Raw genomic sequence first — 21,501 nt, forward strand, 5'->3', positions numbered from 1 at the left:
CTATCATTCAAAAATGAATTATTATTTAAGTGTAAAGAACTCCGCTAAAGGTCCAAGCGCCAACGCTGGGAAGAATGATAAGGCGGCGATAATTGCGATTACAGCAAAAACCATTACTCCAAAAATAGAAGTGTCTGTTTTTAAAGTTCCTGCACTTTCCGGAATATATTTTTTATTAGCAAGTAACCCCGCAATAGCCAATGGCCCGATTATAGGAAGGAAACGACTCAATAACAATACAATTCCTGTAGTAATATTCCAGAACGGATTGTTATCTCCTAAACCTTCAAAACCAGAACCGTTATTGGCTGCACTTGAAGTATATTCATATAACATTTCCGAAAATCCATGATTACCTGGATTGTTTAACCAACCTGTTGCATTCCCATTAAACCAATACCCCATTGCAGTATCATTTGCAGCAAAATAAGATGCCAAAGCCGTTCCTGATAATATTAATAAAGGATGAAGAATAGCAATAAAAGCAGCGATCTTAACTTCCCGAGCTTCGATTTTCTTTCCTAAAAATTCAGGAGTTCGACCAACCATTAAACCAGAAATAAATACCGCCAGAATAATGAAAACATAAAAATTAAGAATACCAACTCCACAACCACCATAAAATGCATTGACCATCATGGCAAGCAATTCCATAGCGCCAGATACTGGCATCGAGCTATCATGCATACTATTTACAGAACCCGTAGAGATTACAGTTGTTGCAATGCTCCAAAAACCTGAAATAGCAGGTCCTAAACGAACCTCCTTACCTTCCATTGCTCCTGTTGCTTGGGCAATACCCATTCGTTCGATAGCAGGGTTTCCATTAATTTCACTAATAACTGTTGGGATAACCAGTAATAAAAATCCAACCGTCATAACGCCAAAAATAACGTATGATAATTTTCTTTTCTTTAGATAAAAACCTAAGGCAAAAATCATCGAAAACGGAATAATTAATTGCGCCCATAATTCGACAGCATTAGTAAAATAAGTAGGGTTTTCTAATGGATGTGCCGAGTTGGCTCCAAAAAAACCACCACCATTTGTACCTATATGTTTTATGGCAATAAACGCTGCAGCTGGTCCACGAGAAACTTCTACATGATCACCTTGTAAAGTAGTAATCGCATCTTTACCTTCAAAAGTCATTGGTGAACCACTAAATACCAAAGCAATAGCGGCAATAGCCGAAAGTGGTAATAAAATACGAGTACAACTTTTGATAAAATAATTATAAAAATTACCCAATTTATCGGTAGTTCTTTCTTTCATTGCAGTAAAAACCATTGCTGCAGCAGCCATTCCGACACCAGCCGAAACAAATTGCAAGAACATCAAGAACATTTGTGATAAATAAGATACGCCGCTTTCACCCGAATAATGTTGTAAATTACAATTTACTACAAATGAAATGGCAGTATTAAATGCCAAATCTGGACTCATCGACGGATTGTTGTCGGGGTTTAAGAATAGCGACCCTTGAAACAATAAGATAAAAAAACAAAGAAAGAACCAAACCATGTTTATACTTAAAAGTGCTTTTAAGTGTTGCTTCCAGTTCATTTCTTCGGTGGAATTGATTCCACTGATTTTAAAAATAAATTTTTCAATTGGATTGAAAATCGGGTCTAGTAATGTTTTATCTCCCAAATAAACTTTAGCTATATATTTCCCCAAAGGAATGGCTAAAACTATCGAAATGATAAAAATACTGATGACGCCAAATAATTCTGTGTTCATAATTTAATTTTTTTAAGAGACAAATGTTTTCTCGTGAAATGTTTTCCTGCAAAATATTGATTACAAAATGTGAGAAATAAAAACAAACCGATGCATTACATCTAACCTTCTTACATTTCACATCTTACTTATAATAGTTCACATTATCTCATATCACTTTTATACATTATTAAAATTTTTCGGGTTTGATTAGTACATAAACCAAATAGCCGAAAACGGCAAGGGCAATAATAAATAGTGCAATCATAATTTAAATTTTTTCAAAAAATTCGACAGATTTAAAACAAATCGCAAAGAGTAAAACTGCCAGTGCGAGTAAAAGAATAGTGATTAACATAGGTTTTGGATTATTTAGATTATTATTTTTAGACTCAGAGATTAGGAGATGCAAGACTATCAGAGACAAGACTTAGAGATAATCGATTTAGTCCTTATTATCTTGTTTCTATTATCTTGTTTCTATTATCTTGTTTCTATTCTCCTGCTTCTATTCTCCTGCTTCTTACTTCTCTTCTTTACACACCCGATGCATGAATTTGCTTGCTATACTCAGCCTTCAGCGATTTTGGAAATAAATCCGAAATCGTACAGTGCCGTAATTCCATGAAAGAAGAAACAGAGAAAACGTACACATTCGAAATGGCACTTTTCGTTTCATAACTCCCTGTAATATATAACCGCTCGGCAAGCGCCAGACATTTTTTTGCTCTAACGATATTCCCGCTAATGATTGCTGTCTTAGTGATTTCGGCAAACCGTTCTGCTTGCTTGTAAATCGTGGTGACTTGATTTTTCATAAGAATGATTTTTTTTGTTCTCCATCCCTTATGCCAAAATATATTCCAAAAAAAAACATTTTTTACAAAACACTGTAAACTAAAACCTTATCAAATTTACTTAAAAATTAGACACAAAAAAAGCCTATCATAATGATAGGCTTTTCTCAAAATAGTATGTTTTATTAATGAATATTGTATTCGTCTAATTTCCGATAAAGAGTCGCAATTCCTATTTCGAGTAATCGTGCAGTCTCGGCTTTATTGCCTTTGGTATAATTAAATACCTTCTGGATATGTAGTTTTTCGACACTTTGCATAGAGAATGCCGATACACTTTTATTCGTTTTAACTACTTGGTGCTGCATTTCATACGGCAAAACATCCGAAGTTAAAACCTCACCATTTACCAAAATAACCGATCGTTCTATAACGTTTTTCAATTCACGGATATTTCCAGGCCATTGATACGATTCCATTTTTTGCATAAAACCTTCGTCAATAGACAATGCTTTCTTATTTGTTTTTTCAGAAAACTGTTTTACGTAATAATACGCCAATGGTTCGATATCTTTTATTCTTTCGCGCAAAGGCGGAATTTTAATCTCAAAAATATTCAATCTAAAATACAAATCCGAGCGAAAACGGTGTTCTTCACTTTCTGTTTTTAAATCCCTATTCGTTGCCGCAATTAATCTAAAATTAGATTTTCGCGGAGTCGTGTCCCCAATCTGAATGTATTCGCTAGATTCCAGAACACGCAATAACTTGGCTTGTAGTTCCAATGGCATTTCCCCTATTTCGTCCAGAAATAAAGTACCTCCATTGGCTTCCTCTATAAATCCTTTTTTATCTTTAATAGCGCCTGTAAAAGCACCTTGTTTGTGTCCGAATAATTCGCTTTCGAGGATTTCTTTACTAAAAGTACTGCAATTTAATGCCACAAATGATTTACCAACCCTATTACTGTTTTCATGAATAGACTGAGCAAAAACCTCTTTCCCTGTTCCGGTTTCACCCGTTAAAAGTACTGTTGAATCGGTTTTGGATACTCTACGTGCCAAATCGATAACCTGCTCCAATCCTTTGGATTTTCCTATAATATTATCAAATGAATATTTATCCGAAATCCGTTTTTCAAGTTGTTTAACCTTCTTTTGCAATTGCCCTTTTTCCAAAGCTTTATATAAAAGCGGAATAATCTTATCGTTATCATCCCCTTTCACAATATAATCGAAAGCGCCATTTTTCATGGCTTGAACACCATCCGAAATTTTACCAAAAGCCGTCAACAGGATAACTTCGGTAGTAGGAAAACCTGTTTTTATTTTTTGAACAAAGTCAACTCCATTTCCGTCAGGAAGTTTAACATCACACAGTACGACATCAATATCATTGTGTTCCAGTTTTTTGTAACCCGATTTCAAATCTGGTGCTTCAAAAACTTCAAAACCTTCCGAGCGTATGATTCTGGCGAGAAGATTACGTAATTTTTCTTCGTCGTCAATAATTAGAATATTTTTCAAAATGGGGATTTGTGAATTAGTTTTTCAAAATTAGTTATTTTACCCATTTGTTAATTAAATACTTTAAAATACTTTTTTAGTATAAAATAATCCATTCTTTTATTTAGGAGCTATCTCCAGCTGTACACTATATCTTTTATGGCAAACACTACCATAAAAGGGTATCTCCCGAAGTCTCGGGACCATCCGCGCTAAAAATAAAACAGATGACTTATATAACTTCAATGACAACAGGTTCCACACATCTGAAATCGTTAGTCTAAAATCTTAAATCAAAAGACAATGATAACCTATAAACTCTTTCCGTACTATCGATTTCTGCTTTGAATTGCCTCCTGCTTTAGTTGGAGGTACAAAAAGTAAAATTTGAACTGGCTTTAGCCAAATGCTAGATTCATTTGGCTAAAGCCTTAATTTATTATCAATTATTAAACCTCCAGCTAAAGCAGGAGGCAATTCATAATTTAGCATATAAACTCAGATTCAAATAAACCAAATATGTCACCACAATGATAACAGGTACAATTACATCTAAAATCAATTTGTAAGCACAGAAAGAATTTCCGCACTATCGAGGTTTAAAAAAATTGATTTTATTACTTTTACAGATTCAAAATATAAATCAATCCCCTCCCGCCCTATCTCTGATCCCGAAATTTCAGGACAGAATCAGGATCAGGATCGGAACTAAATCATAGATTACAATGTCTGTAGCAAAAAAAGATTATAAAAGAATTACGACCAAATCATTAATTGACATGAAAGCCAATGGGCAAAAAATCTCAATGCTTACGGCCTACGATTATACAATGGCCAAAATTGTAGATACTGCCGGAATCGATGTAATTCTTGTGGGAGACTCAGCTTCGAACGTAATGGCGGGTCACGAAACTACATTGCCAATTACTTTGGACCAAATGATTTATCATGCATCATCAGTAGTTAGAGCTGTAGAAAGAGCTTTGGTTGTGGTAGATTTACCTTTCGGAAGCTACCAATCGGATCCGAAGGAAGCTTTACGCTCTGCTATCAGAATCATGAAAGAAAGTGGTGGTCATGCAGTAAAACTAGAAGGCGGAAAAGAAATTAAAGATTCTATAAAAAAGATATTAAACGCTGGAATTCCTGTTATGGGACATTTGGGTTTAACACCACAATCGATATACAAATTCGGAACATACACCGTTCGTGCCAAAGAAGAAGATGAAGCCGAAAAACTAATCGAAGATGCAAAATTGTTAGAGAAAATTGGTTGTTTTGCATTAGTTCTAGAAAAAATCCCTGCACATTTAGCCGAAAAAGTTGCCAAAAGTATCTCAATTCCAGTTATTGGAATCGGTGCTGGTGGTCAGGTTGATGGTCAAGTTCTGGTAATTCACGATATGCTAGGAATGAACAATGAGTTTAGTCCTCGTTTCTTGAGACGTTACATGAATTTATACGAAGAAATGACAAAAGCAATTGGTCAATATGCCGCTGATGTAAAATCTAGCGATTTCCCTAATTCTGGAGAGCAATACTAGATTTAGACTTTCTTAGACTTTTAGACTTCTTAGATTATTGTTTTTTTGTTTTTTTTGTGGTATAAATCTTATTTTATACGCTAATTTTACAAACCTCAATAATCTAAGAAGTCTAAGTAAGTCTAACAATCTAATAATCTTAAAAGAAAATGCATCAATTTAAAGAACTAGGAATATGGAAAAAGAGCAGATTGCTTTGTTCTAAAATTTATAATGTCACTGCTACATTTCCTAGTGAAGAAAAATTCGGAATCACAAATCAACTCAGAAGAGCATCAGTTTCAATTCCATCCAATATTGCTGAAGGTTCATCAAGAAACTCTAATAAAGATTTTGCACGATTTTTAGAAATTGCCATTGGGTCTGCTTATGAAGTAGAAACACAACTTTTGATCTCGTCTGATTTAGGATTTATTACAGAAGAAAATACAATTGAATTAACCAATTTATTGGAAGAAATTATTAAAATGACATCACGGTTTAGAGCTACTTTATTATAATCTTTTAATCTAAAAGTCTAAAATCTAAGAAGTCTAAGCCAGTCTAAAAATCTAAGCCAGTCTAACTATGAAAATCATTTCAACCAAAGATAATCTCCAAGTTCTACACGAAGACAACCATATTATTGTTGTTAATAAGCGCGTAGGCGATATTGTACAAGGTGATAAAACGGGTGACAAACCACTATCGGAAGTTGTAAAGGAATATATAAAAGACAAATACAATAAACCTGGCGAAGTATTTCTGGGTGTGATTCATCGTTTGGATCGTCCTACTACAGGAATCGTTGTTTTTGCCAGAACAACTAAGGCGCTAACACGCATGAATGAATTGTTCAGTAATCGCGAAACTCAAAAAACCTATTGGGCAGTTGTTAAAAATAAACCAGTAGAAACAAGTGCTAAATTAGTTCATTACTTAAAAAGAAACGAGAAAAATAATACTTCGAAAGCACATTTAAAAGAAGTTCCCGATAGCAAACTAGCAAGTCTAGATTATACTATTATTAAAGAACTTCAGAATTATGTGGCTCTTGAAATTAATTTACATACCGGAAGACATCATCAAATTAGAGCACAACTTTCGGCAATTGGCTCTCCAATAAAAGGAGACTTAAAATATGGTTTTGACCGAAGTAATCCCGATGGAGGAATTCATCTCCATGCTCGAAAACTTACCTTTATACATCCCGTAACCAAAGAATCACTTACAATAATTGCTCCTACTCCAGATGAAGTGATATGGAATGCTATATGATTTTTGAATAAAAACTACTTTTATTTAAAATTTTAAAATTAACTTGCATAGTAAAACTAAGCTGATTTTAAAATGGACTATAAAAACGACATCAGATACCGTAAAGAGACGCTTAAAAAACTGTTATTCAACATACAAAAAAGCGAAGACTTAATCGTTAAAGCCTTGTATGATGATTTCAAAAAACCTGCTTTTGAAGCCGTTCTAACCGAGACTAACTATGTCATTTCGGAACTAAAAGATACCATTAAAAATATTCAGCTTTGGGCAAAACCACAACGGGTTTTCCCTTCAATACTTAACTTTCCTTCTACCGATTATATATATAAAGAGCCATACGGAAAAGTACTCATTTTGGCACCTTGGAATTATCCTTTCCAATTAGCATTATGCCCCTTAATTTCGGCAGTCGCAGCAGGAAACAAAGTAATTTTAAAACCCTCTGAGTTAACTCCAAAAACAGCCGAAATAATAACCGAAATAATTCAGAAAACATTTCACATTAATCATGTCGAAGTAGTACAAGGCGGAGTTGAAGTTTCACAATCACTATTAGCAAAACGATGGGATTACATATTCTTTACAGGAAGTGTATCGGTTGGGAAAATTGTAGCAAAAGCCGCAGCCGAACACCTTACCCCTGTTACCCTAGAACTTGGTGGTAAAAATCCATGTATCATAGACGAAACTGCTAATTTAAAACTAGCAGCCAAAAGAATCGTTTGGGGCAAATTTATAAATGCTGGACAAACCTGTATTGCACCCGATTATATCTTGATTCAAAAAGACATGAAAACTCATTTTATCACTTATTTAAAAGAAGAGATAAATAAAGCCTACGGTACAAATCCCGAAGAATCACCAGATTTTGCAAGGATAATTAACACCAAAAACTGGGTACGACTAGATAGCATGATTGAACCAAGTAAAGTAATTTATGGCGGAAAAACCGACTCTAATAAGCTTTATATTGCACCAACACTTATCAATGAACCAGGACTTGAAAGTCCCATCATGCAAGAAGAAATCTTCGGTCCTTTATTACCAATACTTAGCTATAAAACTGATGCTGATATAAAAAACATTATTGAACAGTACGAAAAACCTCTAGCATTATATGTATTTAGCGACAATCAGAATTTTGCTAAAAAAATAATCACACGATATTCTTTTGGTGGAGGATGTATCAATGATACTGTTGTACATTTTTCGAACAAAAGACTTCCTTTTGGAGGTGTGGGTTATAGCGGTATCGGAGCCTACCACGGAAAACTAAGCTTTGATATCTTTTCGCATCATAAAAGCATTGTAAAAAAAGCCAACTGGCTCGATTTACCAATGCGATATGCTCCTTACAAAGATAAATTGGCAATGATAAGAAAAATATTAAACTGGATGTAATAGTTCCGACTAAATAGCTTGAAACAGTAATTAACCATTAAATAATTACAAAAAAAAGCACCCAATCAAAAAACATTTTTAACTTGGTCAAGTTAAAAAAAATACTATATTTACTACTGATATTTTCACAAATAACAAGCTAAAAAAAACCAAAATATAACCAAATATTTACTCTTAAAAATTATGAACCGCACGCAACAACGAATTGAAGAAATTAGAAACAATGGTTATCAATTAGATTTTTCAAATGTATTTAATCATGCCTTCGAAAATTATAAAAAAATAGCGCTGTATGCCGGATTAATTATATTTGTTTTTTACTTCTTACTTGGTGTTTTGGGTTCTGGTATTGTAATTTCTATTTTTGGGATTCAGAATTTTACAAAAGAATCTTTAGAAAATTTACAAAATCTTAAATTATCTGGAGATTCATTTATAATTTATATGGCTAGCATGGTTTTATTAGCTGTATTTATTGCTCCCTTTACTGCTGGTTTTTTAAAAATGGCCGATTGCGCAGATAAAGATGAAGAGTTTAATGTAGCTACAATCTTCCATTATTACAAATTACCATACTTAACCAATATTATTGGAGCTACACTTCTTATATCAATCATAAGTATTTCCATATCAACTGCAATGGAAAGTATAAACTTATCTATTTTAGGTTCTGTAATTTCATTGGGAATTTCCCTTTTTACCTATCTAACAATTCCATTGATTATTTTCGGTAATTTTAATGTAATTGATGCTATTAAAACCAGCTTTATGGTTGTTTCAAAGCAACCTTTTATCCTTATCGCATTATTAATAGTTGCTGGATTGGCTGCAATGGTAGGTTTCATCGGATGTTGCATTGGAGTAATCTTTACGCTTCCATTTATTTATTCAATGACATATGCTATATATTGTGCAATTATAGGTATAGATGCAATTGAAGAATCTAATTCAAAGCCGAACATTTTTTTATAAACAAAAACATACAATAACATTACAAAACCATTTAATTAAACCAAAACCGACCTGGATTATATGGTGCCTTACTGTAGTTTTATGTCATTAATATTTACAAGGCTAAACCTACTGGGATTAGTCAATAAATCATTATTTTTCAGTTATGTAAATCCCAAATGGCTCCTATTTTATAACAATCCTAAGTTTCCGATTTTAGGATTAATACTTTTTGGTCTTATCATTTTTTTGGTTTACCATTTTTTTAAAATAAAAACCAGTTTAGGTGATTTTATAGAAAAAGGAAGAGACACAGACAACAATAAGGAGTATCAGCTATATCTTTTATTTTTAAGTATCTCAATTATACTAACTGAGATTATAAACGAAATATTTAAAATAAGACCAAAGAGCTTATTACTTGTTAACTCAGCAATAGGACTGTCTATTTTATTTTTTTACTTTATAACCAGCAGGATTTCTATCTTACGTAAAAACGCACAGCTAGTTTTTATTATTTTTTTCCTGCTCTTTCTAGGTTACATCATCCATAATATAATTTTTCTCCCTGGTGATTTAACTCCTATCATAAGTTTTGTTGTTGCATACTTTTTCGCTTATACCGTTTTAAAACCCACAAAATTATATTGGTTCCTTACATTTTTTATTTTTATATTTCTGGTTGCTGTTATTGTTTTTCAATTAATACCCCTAAAAACAGCAGTAGTTTTAATTAATTTCAGTCTTATTGTCTTCGTTATAAACTATGTGAGATATGCGATATTACTAAACACTAAAGATAAATTTCGGTTTACTAATGAGATTGTACATAAAGGAAATTCACTTACAATAGCCAGTAATCGCAAAGGAGAGATTTTATTTTGTAGTGAAACCATAACCGAAATTTTAGGATACACCTCAGATCAGGTTATGGGGCTAGGCTTTTGGAAATTAACCGAAGATCCTGAATTCATTGGCGAAGCCTACCATATAAACTATACAGACAATAAATTATATATTAGAAAATTAAAATGCAAAAACGGCGAATATAAATACATCCAATGGAAAGATAAAAAATTCTCCGAAAACTTAATAATAGGCATTGGACAAGATATTACAGAACAAATTACGGTTCGTGATTTGTACAAAAATTTAATCCAAACGGCAACAGATTTAATTTTTGAAACAGATGATGGTGGTAATTTCACTTTCATAAATGAATTCGCAATTTCAATCCTGGAATATTCAGAACCTGAAATCATTGGACACAATTACTCCCAATTTATTCGATTGGATTATATCATCAATACGATGAATTTTTATGAAAATCTGGAAGAAAATTTAAAGAAAAAAGAAAATGATTTCCCTGCAATAGAAATTCCATTATTAAGAAAAAATCATGAAGAATTATGGGTTTCACTTAAAGTTATTATCCGTAAGAATGAGTTAGGAGAAATAATAGGCTATGCTGGTATTGCAAGAGATATTACCAAACTAAAAACTATTGAAATTGAGAATAAAATCAGACAGGAAAAAATTGAAAATTATAATAATATTTCCAAAAAACTTTCTACTACCAATTTCAGTAATTATCAGGATATAAACTGTGTTATTGAACTAATAATCAAAGAAGCTGCGCTTGTATCCAATACAAACCGTGTTAGTTACTGGAAATACACCAAAGATTCGGTTACATGTACAAACTTATACAGTTCGGAGAATTACAAACTAGAAAAAAAAACCATCTTAAAAAGAGATGACTACCCAATATATTTTGACTCCATAAAAAACAAAGCCTTAATTAATGCTCCAGATGTATTTAATCAAGAGGAAATTTCCGAATTTAAAAAAGAAGCCTTTTTAAAAAACAACATCAAATCAATGCTGGATATCCCCATTTTTACAAATGGGCAATTAACCGGAATTATTTGCTTTGAATCAACACGGCACAAACGAATTTGGGATAATGAAGACATCAATTTTGCCAGAACAATATCGGATATTATTTCTTTGGCTATATCTTCCCAAATGAGATTGGTTGCAGAAAAGAAATTAAAATTTAAAAGTGAATTACTATCTGCATTAGCACTATGTACCGAAAAATTCTTATTGAGTAAAAGCACTTCTGAAATGTTCGAAGAAACCTTTGAAATAATAGGAAAAGCAACAAAGGTCGATCATATGTTTTATTATGAAAAAGATTCCGACACCAACTTAGTCAGTCAAAAATATAAATGGGCAAGAGAAGGAATTACAAACCAAATAACAAAACTACAAGGTTTTACCGTCGATAATTTACATGAGATATTTACTCAGGTTAGTAATAAAAGAATATTAAATACATTAACTCGCAAACTTAAAGATTCCTTTTTCAAAGAATTATTAATAGCCAATGAAATCAAATCTGTTTTGATTCTCCCATTGTATATCAATGATGATTTTACAGGATTCATAGGATTTGATGACTGTACAAATGAGAAAAAGTGGACAGAAGACGAGATCTATATCTTACAATCACTTGCAAATAATATTTCTTCGACACTCGAAAGAAACCGAAATGAAGCCCGAATTCACGAAAGTGAAGAAAAGTTTAAATTAATTGCCAATAACATCCCTGGTACTGTTTATCTATCCAAGTTTGATGAGCTAGGAACCAAAGTATTCCTAAACGACGAAATAGAAAATCTAACCGGACATCCAAAATCTGAGTTTCTAGAGAATAAATTATCATTTATTTCATTAATGCATCCCGATGATAAAGATAGTATCATTAAGAACCAGATAAGCGATTTAAAAAAAGGAATACCAATACATTGTGCGTACCGAATAAAAAGAAAATCGGGTGAATATATTTGGGTAGAAGAATTTGGAGACGTTATAAAAAGAGGAGATACTATTGATTTTGTAGGCGGAATATACTTTGATATCACAAGCAAAAAGGAAACCGAAGACGCTATAAAAGCAAAACAATTGGCTGAAGCGGCCAATAAATCAAAATCTGATTTTCTTGCAAATATGTCGCATGAAATACGAACTCCATTAAATGGTATTATTGGTTTTACCAATTTATTAATGAAAACCAATCTTGAAGAAATTCAGCAGAAATATATGATTACCGTCAATCAATCGGCACAATCATTACTAAATATTATAAATGATATTCTCGATTTCTCTAAAATAGAAGCTGGAAAATTAGAACTAAACATTGATCAATATGATATTCGAGAAATACTAAACCAAATAATCGATTTAATATTCTACGAATCAAACCAGAAGAATCTTCAATTAGAACTTAACATCAACGAAGATGTACCCAAATGTTTCTGGATAGACGTTGTCAGGATAAAGCAAATTTTAATTAATTTAATGGCTAATGCTGTAAAATTTACCGAAAAAGGAACCATAAAGCTTAATGTATCTGTACTTAATAAAACAAATCAAACGTATACAACTCGATTTTCTGTTGTAGACACTGGTATTGGAATACTCGAAGAAAACAAAAAACGAATTTTTCAGGCCTTTTCACAAGAAGATAGTTCAACAACCCGAAAATTTGGAGGTACTGGTTTAGGCCTAACCATTTCCAACAATCTACTAGGATTGATGGATAGTCATTTACAACTAGAAAGCAAGGTAAACATAGGCAGTACTTTTTATTTCGATTTAGATTTAAAAACGTGTGATATACATACTTCTGATTTTTTTGAAAATGATTTAGACACCATTAATAACACCTATATATTAAGCGAAGAACAACTTACCAGAGAAACAAAATTTCTTATTGTAGAAGACAATAATGTTAATAGGCTACTACTTAAAACAACTATAAAAAACTTGTTTATAAATGCCATTATTTATGATGCCGAGAATGGAAAACAAGCTGTTGAATTATATAAAGCAACAGCCCCCGATATTATATTCATGGACATACAAATGCCAATCATGAATGGTTATGAAGCCACAAAAGCAATACGAAATTTAAAATCCGGAAAAAAAATTCCCATAATTGCCGTAACCGCCGGTGCAGAAAAAGATGAAAAACAAAATTGCATCAATGCTGGAATGACTGGGTATATCTCAAAACCCATTATAAAAGGAAGTATTGAAAAAATCATAATCAAATCGATTACATAAAGTTAAAAAACAGAAGACTAAAGCTACTTTTTTAATATATATTATATAAATTCGTGAATCTATAATTTGACTAAAAATATTAAAACCATATAATTATGAAATGGCAAGGCAGAAGACAAAGCGATAACGTCGAAGATAGAAGAGGAATGTCTTCTGGTGGCAAAACTATTGTAGGTGGTGGAATTATTGGGATTATAATTTTGCTTGTAAATATTTTTGGAGGCGAAAACGCTCAATTCATTACTCCTGTTCTAGAGCAAATGCAAGGCTCACAATCAAGCCAAACCGAAGCTGCAGCTCCTTTAAGCAAAGAAGATGAAGAAATGGGTAGCTTCGTTAAAGTAATTCTTGCTGATAACGAAGATATCTGGGGTAATATATTTACCGAAAACGGGATGACCTATAAAAACCCTAAACTTGTACTTTTTAAAGGCGCTGTGCAAACTGCCTGCGGAGGAGCCTCATCGGCATCTGGACCTTTTTACTGTCCCGGAGACCAAAAAGTATATATGGATTTAGGCTTCTTTGAAGAACTAAAAACAAAATTCGGTGCCAAAGGTGGGGATTTTGCAATTGCTTACGTTATTGCACATGAAATTGGGCATCACGTACAAACATTACTAGGGACCTCGGCTAAAATGCGTCAAGCACAAGAAGGAAAAAGCGAAGCACAAGCCAATAAATTATCGGTAGCACTAGAACTGCAAGCAGACTTTTATGCTGGAGTTTGGGCACATTATAATGAGAAAAATTTGGATCCCGATGACATCGATGAAGCATTAAGCGCAGCAAATGCAGTTGGAGACGATGCCATACAAAGTAAAATGCAAGGACATGTAGTTCCGGATTCTTTTACACACGGTACATCCGAACAACGTAAATATTGGTTTATGAAAGGATTTAAAACAGGCGATATCAAACAAGGGGATACCTTTGCAGAAATAAGATAGGAAGTTTTTTTTTCCAGAAGAACAAACAACTTAAAGCAGTTATTGAAAAATAGCTGCTTTTTTTTACACTCAATATTCTCAGACTGGCGGAGTCGAAGCTGCGGTGCATCTCTACAGAAAATCTTTGTCCCTTTGAGATCCATTTTAAAAGCAAAGGTTCGCAAAGCTATTTATTAAACTTTGCGAACCTTTGCATAATCCTTTGCTGTTAAATCTTTTTACAAAACCAATTTTTGCTACTCCACAGATTTATGTCTTGATCCCATGATCCCTCAACCCTCTGAATCTAAAACAAACGCACAAAAAAAGCCTTGAATTTCTTCAAGGCTTTAAATTTCTGGGTGGATGACCGGGTTCGAACCGGCGACCCTCGGTACCACAAACCGATGCTCTAACCAGCTGAGCTACAACCACCATTTGTGCTTAGCGAGTGCAAATATATACCAAAACTTTACTTCTGCAAAGAAAAAAATGAAAAATTTTCATCTTTTTTACATCAAATTTCCTAAACTATTGACAGCCAAACATCTTTCAATAGTGAAACCTTCAGCAAAATCTACCCCAACTAACCTTCCTAAGTCTTGCGCACGGTAATTTAGACTTTCAAGAAAGTTTTTACTTGTAATCGGAGTAGCAGGTTCTTTGGAATTGGCATCATAAAATTGCGAACCATATGCCAAAATAGATTCGATTTTCTTTTCTGTGAATCCTGTAATGTCTACAACGAAGTCCGGCTCTATATTTTTCCATTGAATATAATGATAAACAACCTTAGGACGCCATGCTGTTTGTTGTTCTCCATCAAGTGTAGTTTCTATTTTCATCAAACCAGACAAGAAACACGCATCCGAAACTAATTTACTTCCTTTTCCATGATCAATATGACGATCATCGATTGCATTACACAATACAATCTCTGGTTTGTACTTACGGATCATTTTTATGACCTCTAATTGATGCGCTTCGTCATTTACAAAAAAACCATCACGCATTGCTAAATTCTCGCGTACAGAAACGCCTAATATGTTTGCCGCAGCTGCTGCCTCCTGATCTCTAAGTTCAGCAGAACCGCGCGTTCCTAATTCTCCTCGGGTCAAATCGACAATCCCTACTTTTTTCCCTAGAGAAACTTCTTTTAAAATCGTTCCTGCGCAACCTAATTCCACATCATCCGGATGTGCACCAAAAGCTAATATATCTAATTTCATATTTTTTTATATTTAAGTACCAGTTGCAATATTCCGTGAACATTAAAACTGTAAACTTCTCTATTCTCTTTATTCTATTCTCTTTATTCTATTCTCTTTATTCTATTCTCTTTATTCTATTCTCTTTATTCTATTCTCTTTATTCTATTCTCTTTTCTCCAAGACTCTTTTCATCGTCATTGATTTATTCACACTTTCCTCCCACTCGTTTTCGGGAATACTTTCTTTTGTGATTCCGCATCCCATGTATAAAACTGCTTCAGCATTACGTATTTGCATGCTTCGTAAATTTACAAATAAATCAGAGCTTATAGAGTCAGAAGCGAAACTACTATTTAATTCGCCAAGGAAACCAGTATAAAAAGTTCTATCGTAATTTTCGTTTTCCAAGATAAATGCTCTCGATTTCTTTTTAGGATAACCACAAACTGCTGGTGTTGGATGCAATAAATCGATTACCTCATCTAAACTAGAATCGGTATTTAAAGCACCCGAAATATCCGTTTTTATATGCCAGATACTTCCAGCATTGGTACTATATGGTTCCGTAACCTCAACAGAAGAAGCTACGTCCTGTAATCTTTTTACAATAAAGTCGGTAACATATTGTTGCTCGTCTTTTTCTTTTTGCTGCCAAATAACATCTGATGCCGATGCGGCTTTTTGAGTTCCTGCCAAAGCAGTTGTTTCAAAAATATTCCCATTTGCTTTAAGCAATTGTTCCGGCGTTGCTCCCATCCAAAAACCTACTTCGGGATGAAAAAAGCAATACACAAATGTTGACGGATACAAACTTGCCAGATTTTGAAAAGTTTCGATAAAATCAAAATCGTTTAAAGAAACAATTTCACTACGCGATAAAACAACTTTTTTGAACTCATCATTTTCAATCGCCTTAACTCCACTTGCAACTAATGTTTCGAATTGTTTTTTGGCTTCTACATCGATATGTAAATCCCCAGTATCTAATAAACTTACCGATTTCCGTTCTAATGTACTAGTACAAATTTCAGATTCATTTTCAGGAATAAGCACAATTTGTTTTTTATCAAAAGAAGCAAATACAAATCCCTTTTCTTTATAATCAACAACCTTATGCAACGTATTATTATGTTGTAACAAAGCGATAATTGCGTCCGAGTTTGGTTTATTATAAAGCACAAAAGGCAAATCTTGCTCTTTATGGCTTTTAATTTTAGAAAAAAATTGATTCATGCTTTCTGGATTACTTTTTTTGTCTGTCCAAAACCATGTTGGTCAATTTACACAATGAAACCAAATTCCCTTCTTCATCAGTAATCCTAATTTCCCAAAGATGCAAACTTCTACCTTTATGAATAATTCGTGCTGTCCCGTAAACAAAACCCTCACGAATACTCTTTAAATGATTTGCCGAAATTTCTATTCCGCGTACTTCTTGTAATTCAGGATTTATAAAAAAGAATGATGCTGCACTACCTACACTTTCTGCAAGTGCTACAGATGCACCTCCGTGTAATAATCCCATTGGTTGGTGAACCGCTGGATTTACTGGCATTCTGGCTACTAAAAAATCTTCTCCGGCATCTATATATTCAATTTTTAGCGTTTCCATCAAAGTATTTTTAGAAAACTGATTGCAAAATTGAAGGGTTTTATCTTTATCGAATGTCATGTACTTTGTTTTATGCGTAAAAATATAAAAAAGATGTCAGAAATAATTAGTTTAGACCCGAATTACTCGTTAGAATACTAGGATGTAAACTTTATACTAATTGTTATAAATGGACATTCGCAACATTCCTTAAAAATTACATTTTTAAATTTCTTAATACCATTTAATCCTCTATATTTATCTGATTTTAAAAAACACTAACAACCAAAACAATCAGATTAAACTATGAAAAAACTTTACTTTTTTATTATAGCTTGCCTACTGTCATTAAACAGTTTTGCACAATATGGGAGGACAGGAAACTTGGATTGGGAAATCATCAACGGAGTTCTCACCATTAGCGGTATAGGTGCTATGCCTGATTATACTTATAATAATGATACAGTTGCTCCACCTTGGTCTAATAATTATAACACTACACTGTATAAGCCTATAATTACTTCCGTTATTATAAAACCTGGGGTTAGCTCTATTGGCAATGAAGCTTTTTATAACTTAGCTAAGCTAACCTCAATAAGTATTCCTAATACGGTAACCCAAATTGGAAACAATGCTTTTTCTCACTGTACAAATTTACCTTCAATAAACATTCCTAATTCGGTAACCAGCATTGGACATGGTACTTTTGGTTATTGCACCAGCATAACTTCAATAGAAATCCCTAATTCGGTAACCAGCATTGGAGCAGGTGCATTTCAAAATTGTACTGGATTAACTTCAATTAACATCCCTAATTCAGTAACCAGCATTGGACAATATGCTTTTTGGGCATGTTCTAAATTGACCTCTGTAACTCTTCCTAATGCATTAACCCGTATTGAAGCAAATGTTTTTTTTCAATGCGATGCATTAACATCAGTAACGATTCCGTCTACAGTGACGAGTATTGGAAGTGCTGCTTTTGCACATTGCCCTAACCTAGCCTCAATAATAATTCCTGCTGCAGTAACCAGTATTGGAAATTATGCTTTTCTTTCTTGCTATAAATTAACTTCAATAACGATTCCTGGTCTGGTAACCGAAATTTTAGAATTTACTTTTTCGCATTGCACCAATCTAACATCGGTAACTCTTCCTAATTCGATAACGAGAATTGGAAATAATGCTTTTGAAGAATGTACAGCATTAGCCTCAATAGATATTCCTAATTCTGTAAAAAGTATTGAAAATAGTGCTTTTAAGGGATGTACAGCATTAACCTCAATGAACATTCCTAATTCCGTAACAAGTATAGAAAGTAATGCATTTGCAAATTGCTCTAATATATCCTCAATAATAACGATTCCTGCTTCCGTAACGAGTATGGGAGAGAAAGTTTTTGATTATTGTAGTAAAATAGCGCAGGTATATGTCCCTGGATTTACTCCAGCTACTTGTACTCCTGAAACATTTGTTGGAGGCGTAGCTAATAATAATTGCACGTTTCATTTCCCCAACAATCGTAAAGCTGTTTACAAAGCAGCAACCGGATGGAAATATCTTTGGAATGTTAAATTTGATATTTTTGCACAAAGCGGAACAGAAGGCCCCTTAACTTGGTCCATCATTGACAACATTCTTACTATTAAAGGCTCAGGGGCTATGCCAGATTACACAAGTGAATCTTCTCCTTGGAATGGGAATACCAACATCAAACAAGTTGTTTTAGAAGATGGAATAACCCATATCGGAAATTATGCTTTTGAAAATTGTACTGAATTAACCTCAATAATATACACCACTAAAGCAACCGATAAAAAAGCTTCTGATAATTCTTTGAAAAAAATCATAGCTACTACTGATGAGGTGGTTTTTCCTAATTCGATAGTAAATATTGGTGCCTCTGCTTTCGCAGGTTGTACAGCCATTACTCGCGTAACTATTCCTGCTGCTGTAACCAGCGTCAGTGAATCTACTTTCTCAGGTTGTAGAGCCCTTACTAACATAACTATTCCTGATGCTGTAACCAGTATTCGAGCATCTGCTTTCTCAGGTTGCATAGCCATCACCAAAGTAACTATTCCTGATGCTGTAACTAGCATTGGTGCATCTGCTTTCTTAAATTGTACTGGCATTACTAGCATAACTATTCCTTCTAATATATCCAGCATCGGAGATACTGCTTTCGGATACTGTAGTGGTTTGATGCAAATAAATGTCTTAGGTTTTATTCCTGCCACTTGCGCTACCTATACTTTTTGGACAGTAGATAAATCGAATTGCATACTAAATGTACCAAATGGAACAGTACCAGCATACAAATCAGCCACAGCCTGGAAAGATTTTACAAGAATTCAGGGAAGTACTTTAGGTTTAAATGATTATACTCAAAACACTGTTAACATCCAAGTATATCCTAACCCAACCACAGGATCGGTTCATATTGAAACCGCTAACGGTCATATTCCAGTTGTAAAAGTGTATAATTTACAAGGTAAACAACTCCTAAATATGCAAAGCAATACGATTGACTTATCGGCTTATGCTCAAGGCATATATCTATTACAGACCGAAAAGAAATTGGTTAAAATAATTAAACAGTAGTAGATTTAGAAACTTTGCTCTTACCCAAAAAAAAGAGCTATCGGTTCAAGTAAAGAACTGATAGCTCTTTTTTAAAATTAGAGAATTTGAAAATTGTTTAATCTCACGTGATACGTACTAGTTTTTTGTTATTTTTACATAAATTCTATTCAAATGCGTACTTTTTTTTTACTATTTACTATCGGAATACTTTTAGCTACAAGTTCATGCCGAAGTGATTTTGAAACCGTTGCCAGTACAGGAGATTTAGCTTTCTCAAAAGACACCGTGTATCTGGACACTGTTTTCGCAAATATTGGTTCTAGTACGTACCAACTTAAAGTCTACAATCAAAGTAAAAAAGACATTACAATTCCAACAATCAAATTAGGAAAAGGATTAAGTTCTAAATACCGAATGACTGTTGATGGAATGCATGGAACCGAAGGTAAAATCTTTAGTGATGTAACTCTTTTGGCCAAAGATAGCATGTATATTTTCATAGAAACTACCGCCGCCATTGCCGATGCTAATCCAATCGATTTTTTATACACCGACCAAATCCAATTTGATAGTGGCGCAAATCTTCAAAACGTAGAATTAGTAACACTTATTCAGGATGCTACATTTTTATATCCAAAAAAATTCTCAGACGGAACAATCGAAACATTACCTATTGATGGTAAAGAAGTAGCAGGTTTTTACTTAGAAGAAAATGAATTACAATTTACAAATCAAAAACCATATGTAATATATGGTTACGCAGCAGTTCCCGAAGGAAAAACGGCAACGTTTGATGCTGGATCAAGAGTTCATTTTCATACAAATTCAGGACTTTTGGTGAGTAAAAATGCGAGTATCAATATTAATGGCGCTGTTTCATCAACAAAAAATTTAGAGAAAGAAGTTATTTTCGAAGGAGACCGTTTAGAACCCTTATACTCAGATGTTCCAGGACAATGGGGAACTATCTGGCTTGCCAACGGAAGCACAAATAATTCTATTAACCATTTAACAATTAAAAATGCAACCACTGGTTTATTTATAGAAAACCATGACCAAACGATTGTTAACATTAAAAACACCCAAATTTACAACTCGGTAAATCATGGAATTCTTGCTCAAAATGCAAAAATAAAAGGAGAAAACATTGTAATAAATCGTGCCGGATTATCAAGTTTGGCCTGCTTATACGGTGGAAATTATGAATTTACACATTGTACTTTTTATAACAATTGGCAAACTTCTCAACAAACTACTGTTACCATAAGTAATTCTTTGGCTGGTGCAACTCCTGAAACCAAAGACTTAACTCAAGCAACATTTAACAATTGTATCGTTTATGGATCAAACACAAACGAACTGTCTCTGGAAAAAAGCACCAATGCCACGTTTGTATATCAATTTAATAATTGCTTAATAAAATATAGCAGTTCCAGCACTAACCCAAATTATCAGTTTACTACCGATACGCAACATTATAACGGAATCATACTAAATCAAGATCCTAAATTCTATAATGCTTCTCAGAACAAGTTTAATATCGATACTAATTCTAGCGCTTTCGCAAAAGGAAATCAGGCGTATATCATTCCATTGGATATTATAGGAAATACAAGAACTTCTCCACCCGATTTGGGAGCATATCAAAGTATGCCATTTCCAAAATAGAAATAAAGTCGATAGCGAGAAAAATTCTCTAATTTATAGACAATACAACCACAAACTTGTCTTTCTGACGAAGGAAGACAATATCGAGAGAAATAGCACTTTAAAAAACACTTTAAATCTTACGTTTTTTTTTAAAACTTACACTCCTAACCCCCTTTCATAATTACAACAATCACGAGTAAGAAAATGCTGCAATAAATTAAAC

Annotated in this window: 16 protein-coding genes and 1 tRNA gene; 9 read left to right on the forward strand and 8 right to left on the reverse strand. The window is 33.4% G+C overall.

From position 1 onward, the window contains the following. Positions 1-21 precede the first annotated feature (21 nt). The 4 genes from kdpA to OIU83_RS00610 all read right to left on the reverse strand — a co-directional run bounded on the left by kdpA (position 22) and on the right by OIU83_RS00610 (position 4,048). Entirely contained in the window at positions 22-1,743 is a 1,722-nt protein-coding gene (gene kdpA, locus OIU83_RS00595; RefSeq protein WP_264204345.1) for a potassium-transporting ATPase subunit KdpA, read from the reverse strand. Between the two features lie 169 nt (positions 1,744-1,912). After that, complete coding sequence (gene kdpF, locus OIU83_RS00600) at positions 1,913-1,990, reverse strand: K(+)-transporting ATPase subunit F (RefSeq protein WP_081912528.1); 78 nt, start codon at positions 1,988-1,990, stop codon at positions 1,913-1,915. A gap of 268 nt (positions 1,991-2,258) precedes the next feature. Then, positions 2,259-2,540 carry a DUF7674 family protein gene (locus OIU83_RS00605; RefSeq protein ID WP_264204346.1) on the reverse strand — a complete coding sequence of 94 codons (282 nt, stop codon included), beginning with the start codon at positions 2,538-2,540 and terminating at the stop codon, positions 2,259-2,261. Positions 2,541-2,704: 164 nt separating this feature from the next. After that, on the reverse strand, positions 2,705-4,048 hold the full coding sequence (locus OIU83_RS00610; RefSeq protein WP_264204619.1) for a sigma-54-dependent transcriptional regulator: 1,344 nt from the start codon (positions 4,046-4,048) through the stop codon (positions 2,705-2,707). A gap of 701 nt (positions 4,049-4,749) precedes the next feature. Between OIU83_RS00610 and panB the strand changes: the two genes are divergently transcribed. The 7 genes from panB (at position 4,750) to ypfJ (ending at position 14,261) form a co-directional block, all read left to right on the forward strand. Further along, positions 4,750-5,568 (forward strand): 3-methyl-2-oxobutanoate hydroxymethyltransferase, encoded by an 819-nt coding sequence (panB, locus tag OIU83_RS00615; RefSeq protein WP_264204347.1) that lies wholly within the window; start codon positions 4,750-4,752, stop codon positions 5,566-5,568. 149 nt (positions 5,569-5,717) lie between these two features. Then, positions 5,718-6,068 (forward strand): four helix bundle protein, encoded by a 351-nt coding sequence (locus tag OIU83_RS00620; RefSeq protein ID WP_264204348.1) that lies wholly within the window; start codon positions 5,718-5,720, stop codon positions 6,066-6,068. A gap of 67 nt (positions 6,069-6,135) precedes the next feature. Continuing rightward, on the forward strand, positions 6,136-6,825 hold the full coding sequence (locus OIU83_RS00625) for an RluA family pseudouridine synthase (RefSeq protein ID WP_264204349.1): 690 nt from the start codon (positions 6,136-6,138) through the stop codon (positions 6,823-6,825). A 72-nt stretch (positions 6,826-6,897) separates the two neighbouring features. Next, positions 6,898-8,226, forward strand: coding sequence for an aldehyde dehydrogenase (locus OIU83_RS00630; protein WP_264204350.1), 1,329 nt, complete (start codon positions 6,898-6,900; stop codon positions 8,224-8,226). 183 nt (positions 8,227-8,409) lie between these two features. After that, positions 8,410-9,198: a DUF2189 domain-containing protein gene (locus tag OIU83_RS00635; protein WP_264204351.1), complete on the forward strand. Its 789-nt coding sequence runs from the start codon at positions 8,410-8,412 to the stop codon at positions 9,196-9,198. Positions 9,199-9,279: 81 nt separating this feature from the next. After that, entirely contained in the window at positions 9,280-13,311 is a 4,032-nt protein-coding gene (locus OIU83_RS00640) for a PAS domain S-box protein (protein ID WP_264204352.1), read from the forward strand. Positions 13,312-13,406: 95 nt separating this feature from the next. Beyond that, positions 13,407-14,261: a KPN_02809 family neutral zinc metallopeptidase gene (gene ypfJ / locus OIU83_RS00645; RefSeq protein ID WP_264204353.1), complete on the forward strand. Its 855-nt coding sequence runs from the start codon at positions 13,407-13,409 to the stop codon at positions 14,259-14,261. A 340-nt stretch (positions 14,262-14,601) separates the two neighbouring features. On the opposite strand, the gene OIU83_RS00650 is transcribed toward ypfJ, so the two are convergent. The 4 genes from OIU83_RS00650 to OIU83_RS00665 all read right to left on the reverse strand — a co-directional run bounded on the left by OIU83_RS00650 (position 14,602) and on the right by OIU83_RS00665 (position 17,123). Then, positions 14,602-14,675: transfer RNA gene (locus OIU83_RS00650), tRNA-His, on the reverse strand. A 77-nt stretch (positions 14,676-14,752) separates the two neighbouring features. Beyond that, entirely contained in the window at positions 14,753-15,469 is a 717-nt protein-coding gene (gene bshB1, locus OIU83_RS00655) for a bacillithiol biosynthesis deacetylase BshB1 (protein ID WP_264204354.1), read from the reverse strand. A gap of 144 nt (positions 15,470-15,613) precedes the next feature. Beyond that, a complete protein-coding gene (locus OIU83_RS00660; RefSeq protein ID WP_264204355.1) occupies positions 15,614-16,684 on the reverse strand; it encodes a chorismate-binding protein in 1,071 nt (356 codons plus the stop codon). 10 nt (positions 16,685-16,694) lie between these two features. Continuing rightward, on the reverse strand, positions 16,695-17,123 hold the full coding sequence (locus OIU83_RS00665) for a PaaI family thioesterase (RefSeq protein WP_264204356.1): 429 nt from the start codon (positions 17,121-17,123) through the stop codon (positions 16,695-16,697). 225 nt (positions 17,124-17,348) lie between these two features. Here OIU83_RS00665 and OIU83_RS00670 point away from each other — a divergent pair, with 225 nt between their 5' ends. Together OIU83_RS00670 and OIU83_RS00675 are read left to right on the forward strand one after the other, a co-directional pair. Further along, positions 17,349-19,646: a leucine-rich repeat domain-containing protein gene (locus tag OIU83_RS00670; protein ID WP_264204357.1), complete on the forward strand. Its 2,298-nt coding sequence runs from the start codon at positions 17,349-17,351 to the stop codon at positions 19,644-19,646. 153 nt (positions 19,647-19,799) lie between these two features. Further along, positions 19,800-21,296 carry a hypothetical protein gene (locus tag OIU83_RS00675; protein WP_264204358.1) on the forward strand — a complete coding sequence of 499 codons (1,497 nt, stop codon included), beginning with the start codon at positions 19,800-19,802 and terminating at the stop codon, positions 21,294-21,296. Positions 21,297-21,501 lie beyond the last annotated feature (205 nt).

It is taken from the genome of Flavobacterium shii, from assembly GCF_025847235.1.
Classification (GTDB): Bacteria; Bacteroidota; Bacteroidia; order Flavobacteriales; family Flavobacteriaceae; genus Flavobacterium; species Flavobacterium shii.

Bases quoted from the DNA above. Each gene is read 5' to 3' on its own strand.
- kdpA (WP_264204345.1), bottom strand. From the start codon at position 1,743: ATGAACACAGAATTATTTGGCGTCATCAGTATTTTTATCATTTCGATA.
- kdpF (WP_081912528.1), bottom strand. From the start codon at position 1,990: ATGATTGCACTATTTATTATTGCCCTTGCCGTTTTCGGCTATTTGGTT.
- OIU83_RS00605 (WP_264204346.1), bottom strand. From the start codon at position 2,540: ATGAAAAATCAAGTCACCACGATTTACAAGCAAGCAGAACGGTTTGCC.
- panB (WP_264204347.1), top strand. From the start codon at position 4,750: ATGTCTGTAGCAAAAAAAGATTATAAAAGAATTACGACCAAATCATTA.
- OIU83_RS00620 (WP_264204348.1), top strand. From the start codon at position 5,718: ATGCATCAATTTAAAGAACTAGGAATATGGAAAAAGAGCAGATTGCTT.
- OIU83_RS00625 (WP_264204349.1), top strand. From the start codon at position 6,136: ATGAAAATCATTTCAACCAAAGATAATCTCCAAGTTCTACACGAAGAC.
- OIU83_RS00630 (WP_264204350.1), top strand. From the start codon at position 6,898: ATGGACTATAAAAACGACATCAGATACCGTAAAGAGACGCTTAAAAAA.
- OIU83_RS00635 (WP_264204351.1), top strand. From the start codon at position 8,410: ATGAACCGCACGCAACAACGAATTGAAGAAATTAGAAACAATGGTTAT.
- OIU83_RS00640 (WP_264204352.1), top strand. From the start codon at position 9,280: ATGTCATTAATATTTACAAGGCTAAACCTACTGGGATTAGTCAATAAA.
- ypfJ (WP_264204353.1), top strand. From the start codon at position 13,407: ATGAAATGGCAAGGCAGAAGACAAAGCGATAACGTCGAAGATAGAAGA.
- bshB1 (WP_264204354.1), bottom strand. From the start codon at position 15,469: ATGAAATTAGATATATTAGCTTTTGGTGCACATCCGGATGATGTGGAA.
- OIU83_RS00660 (WP_264204355.1), bottom strand. From the start codon at position 16,684: ATGAATCAATTTTTTTCTAAAATTAAAAGCCATAAAGAGCAAGATTTG.
- OIU83_RS00665 (WP_264204356.1), bottom strand. From the start codon at position 17,123: ATGACATTCGATAAAGATAAAACCCTTCAATTTTGCAATCAGTTTTCT.
- OIU83_RS00670 (WP_264204357.1), top strand. From the start codon at position 17,349: ATGAAAAAACTTTACTTTTTTATTATAGCTTGCCTACTGTCATTAAAC.
- OIU83_RS00675 (WP_264204358.1), top strand. From the start codon at position 19,800: ATGCGTACTTTTTTTTTACTATTTACTATCGGAATACTTTTAGCTACA.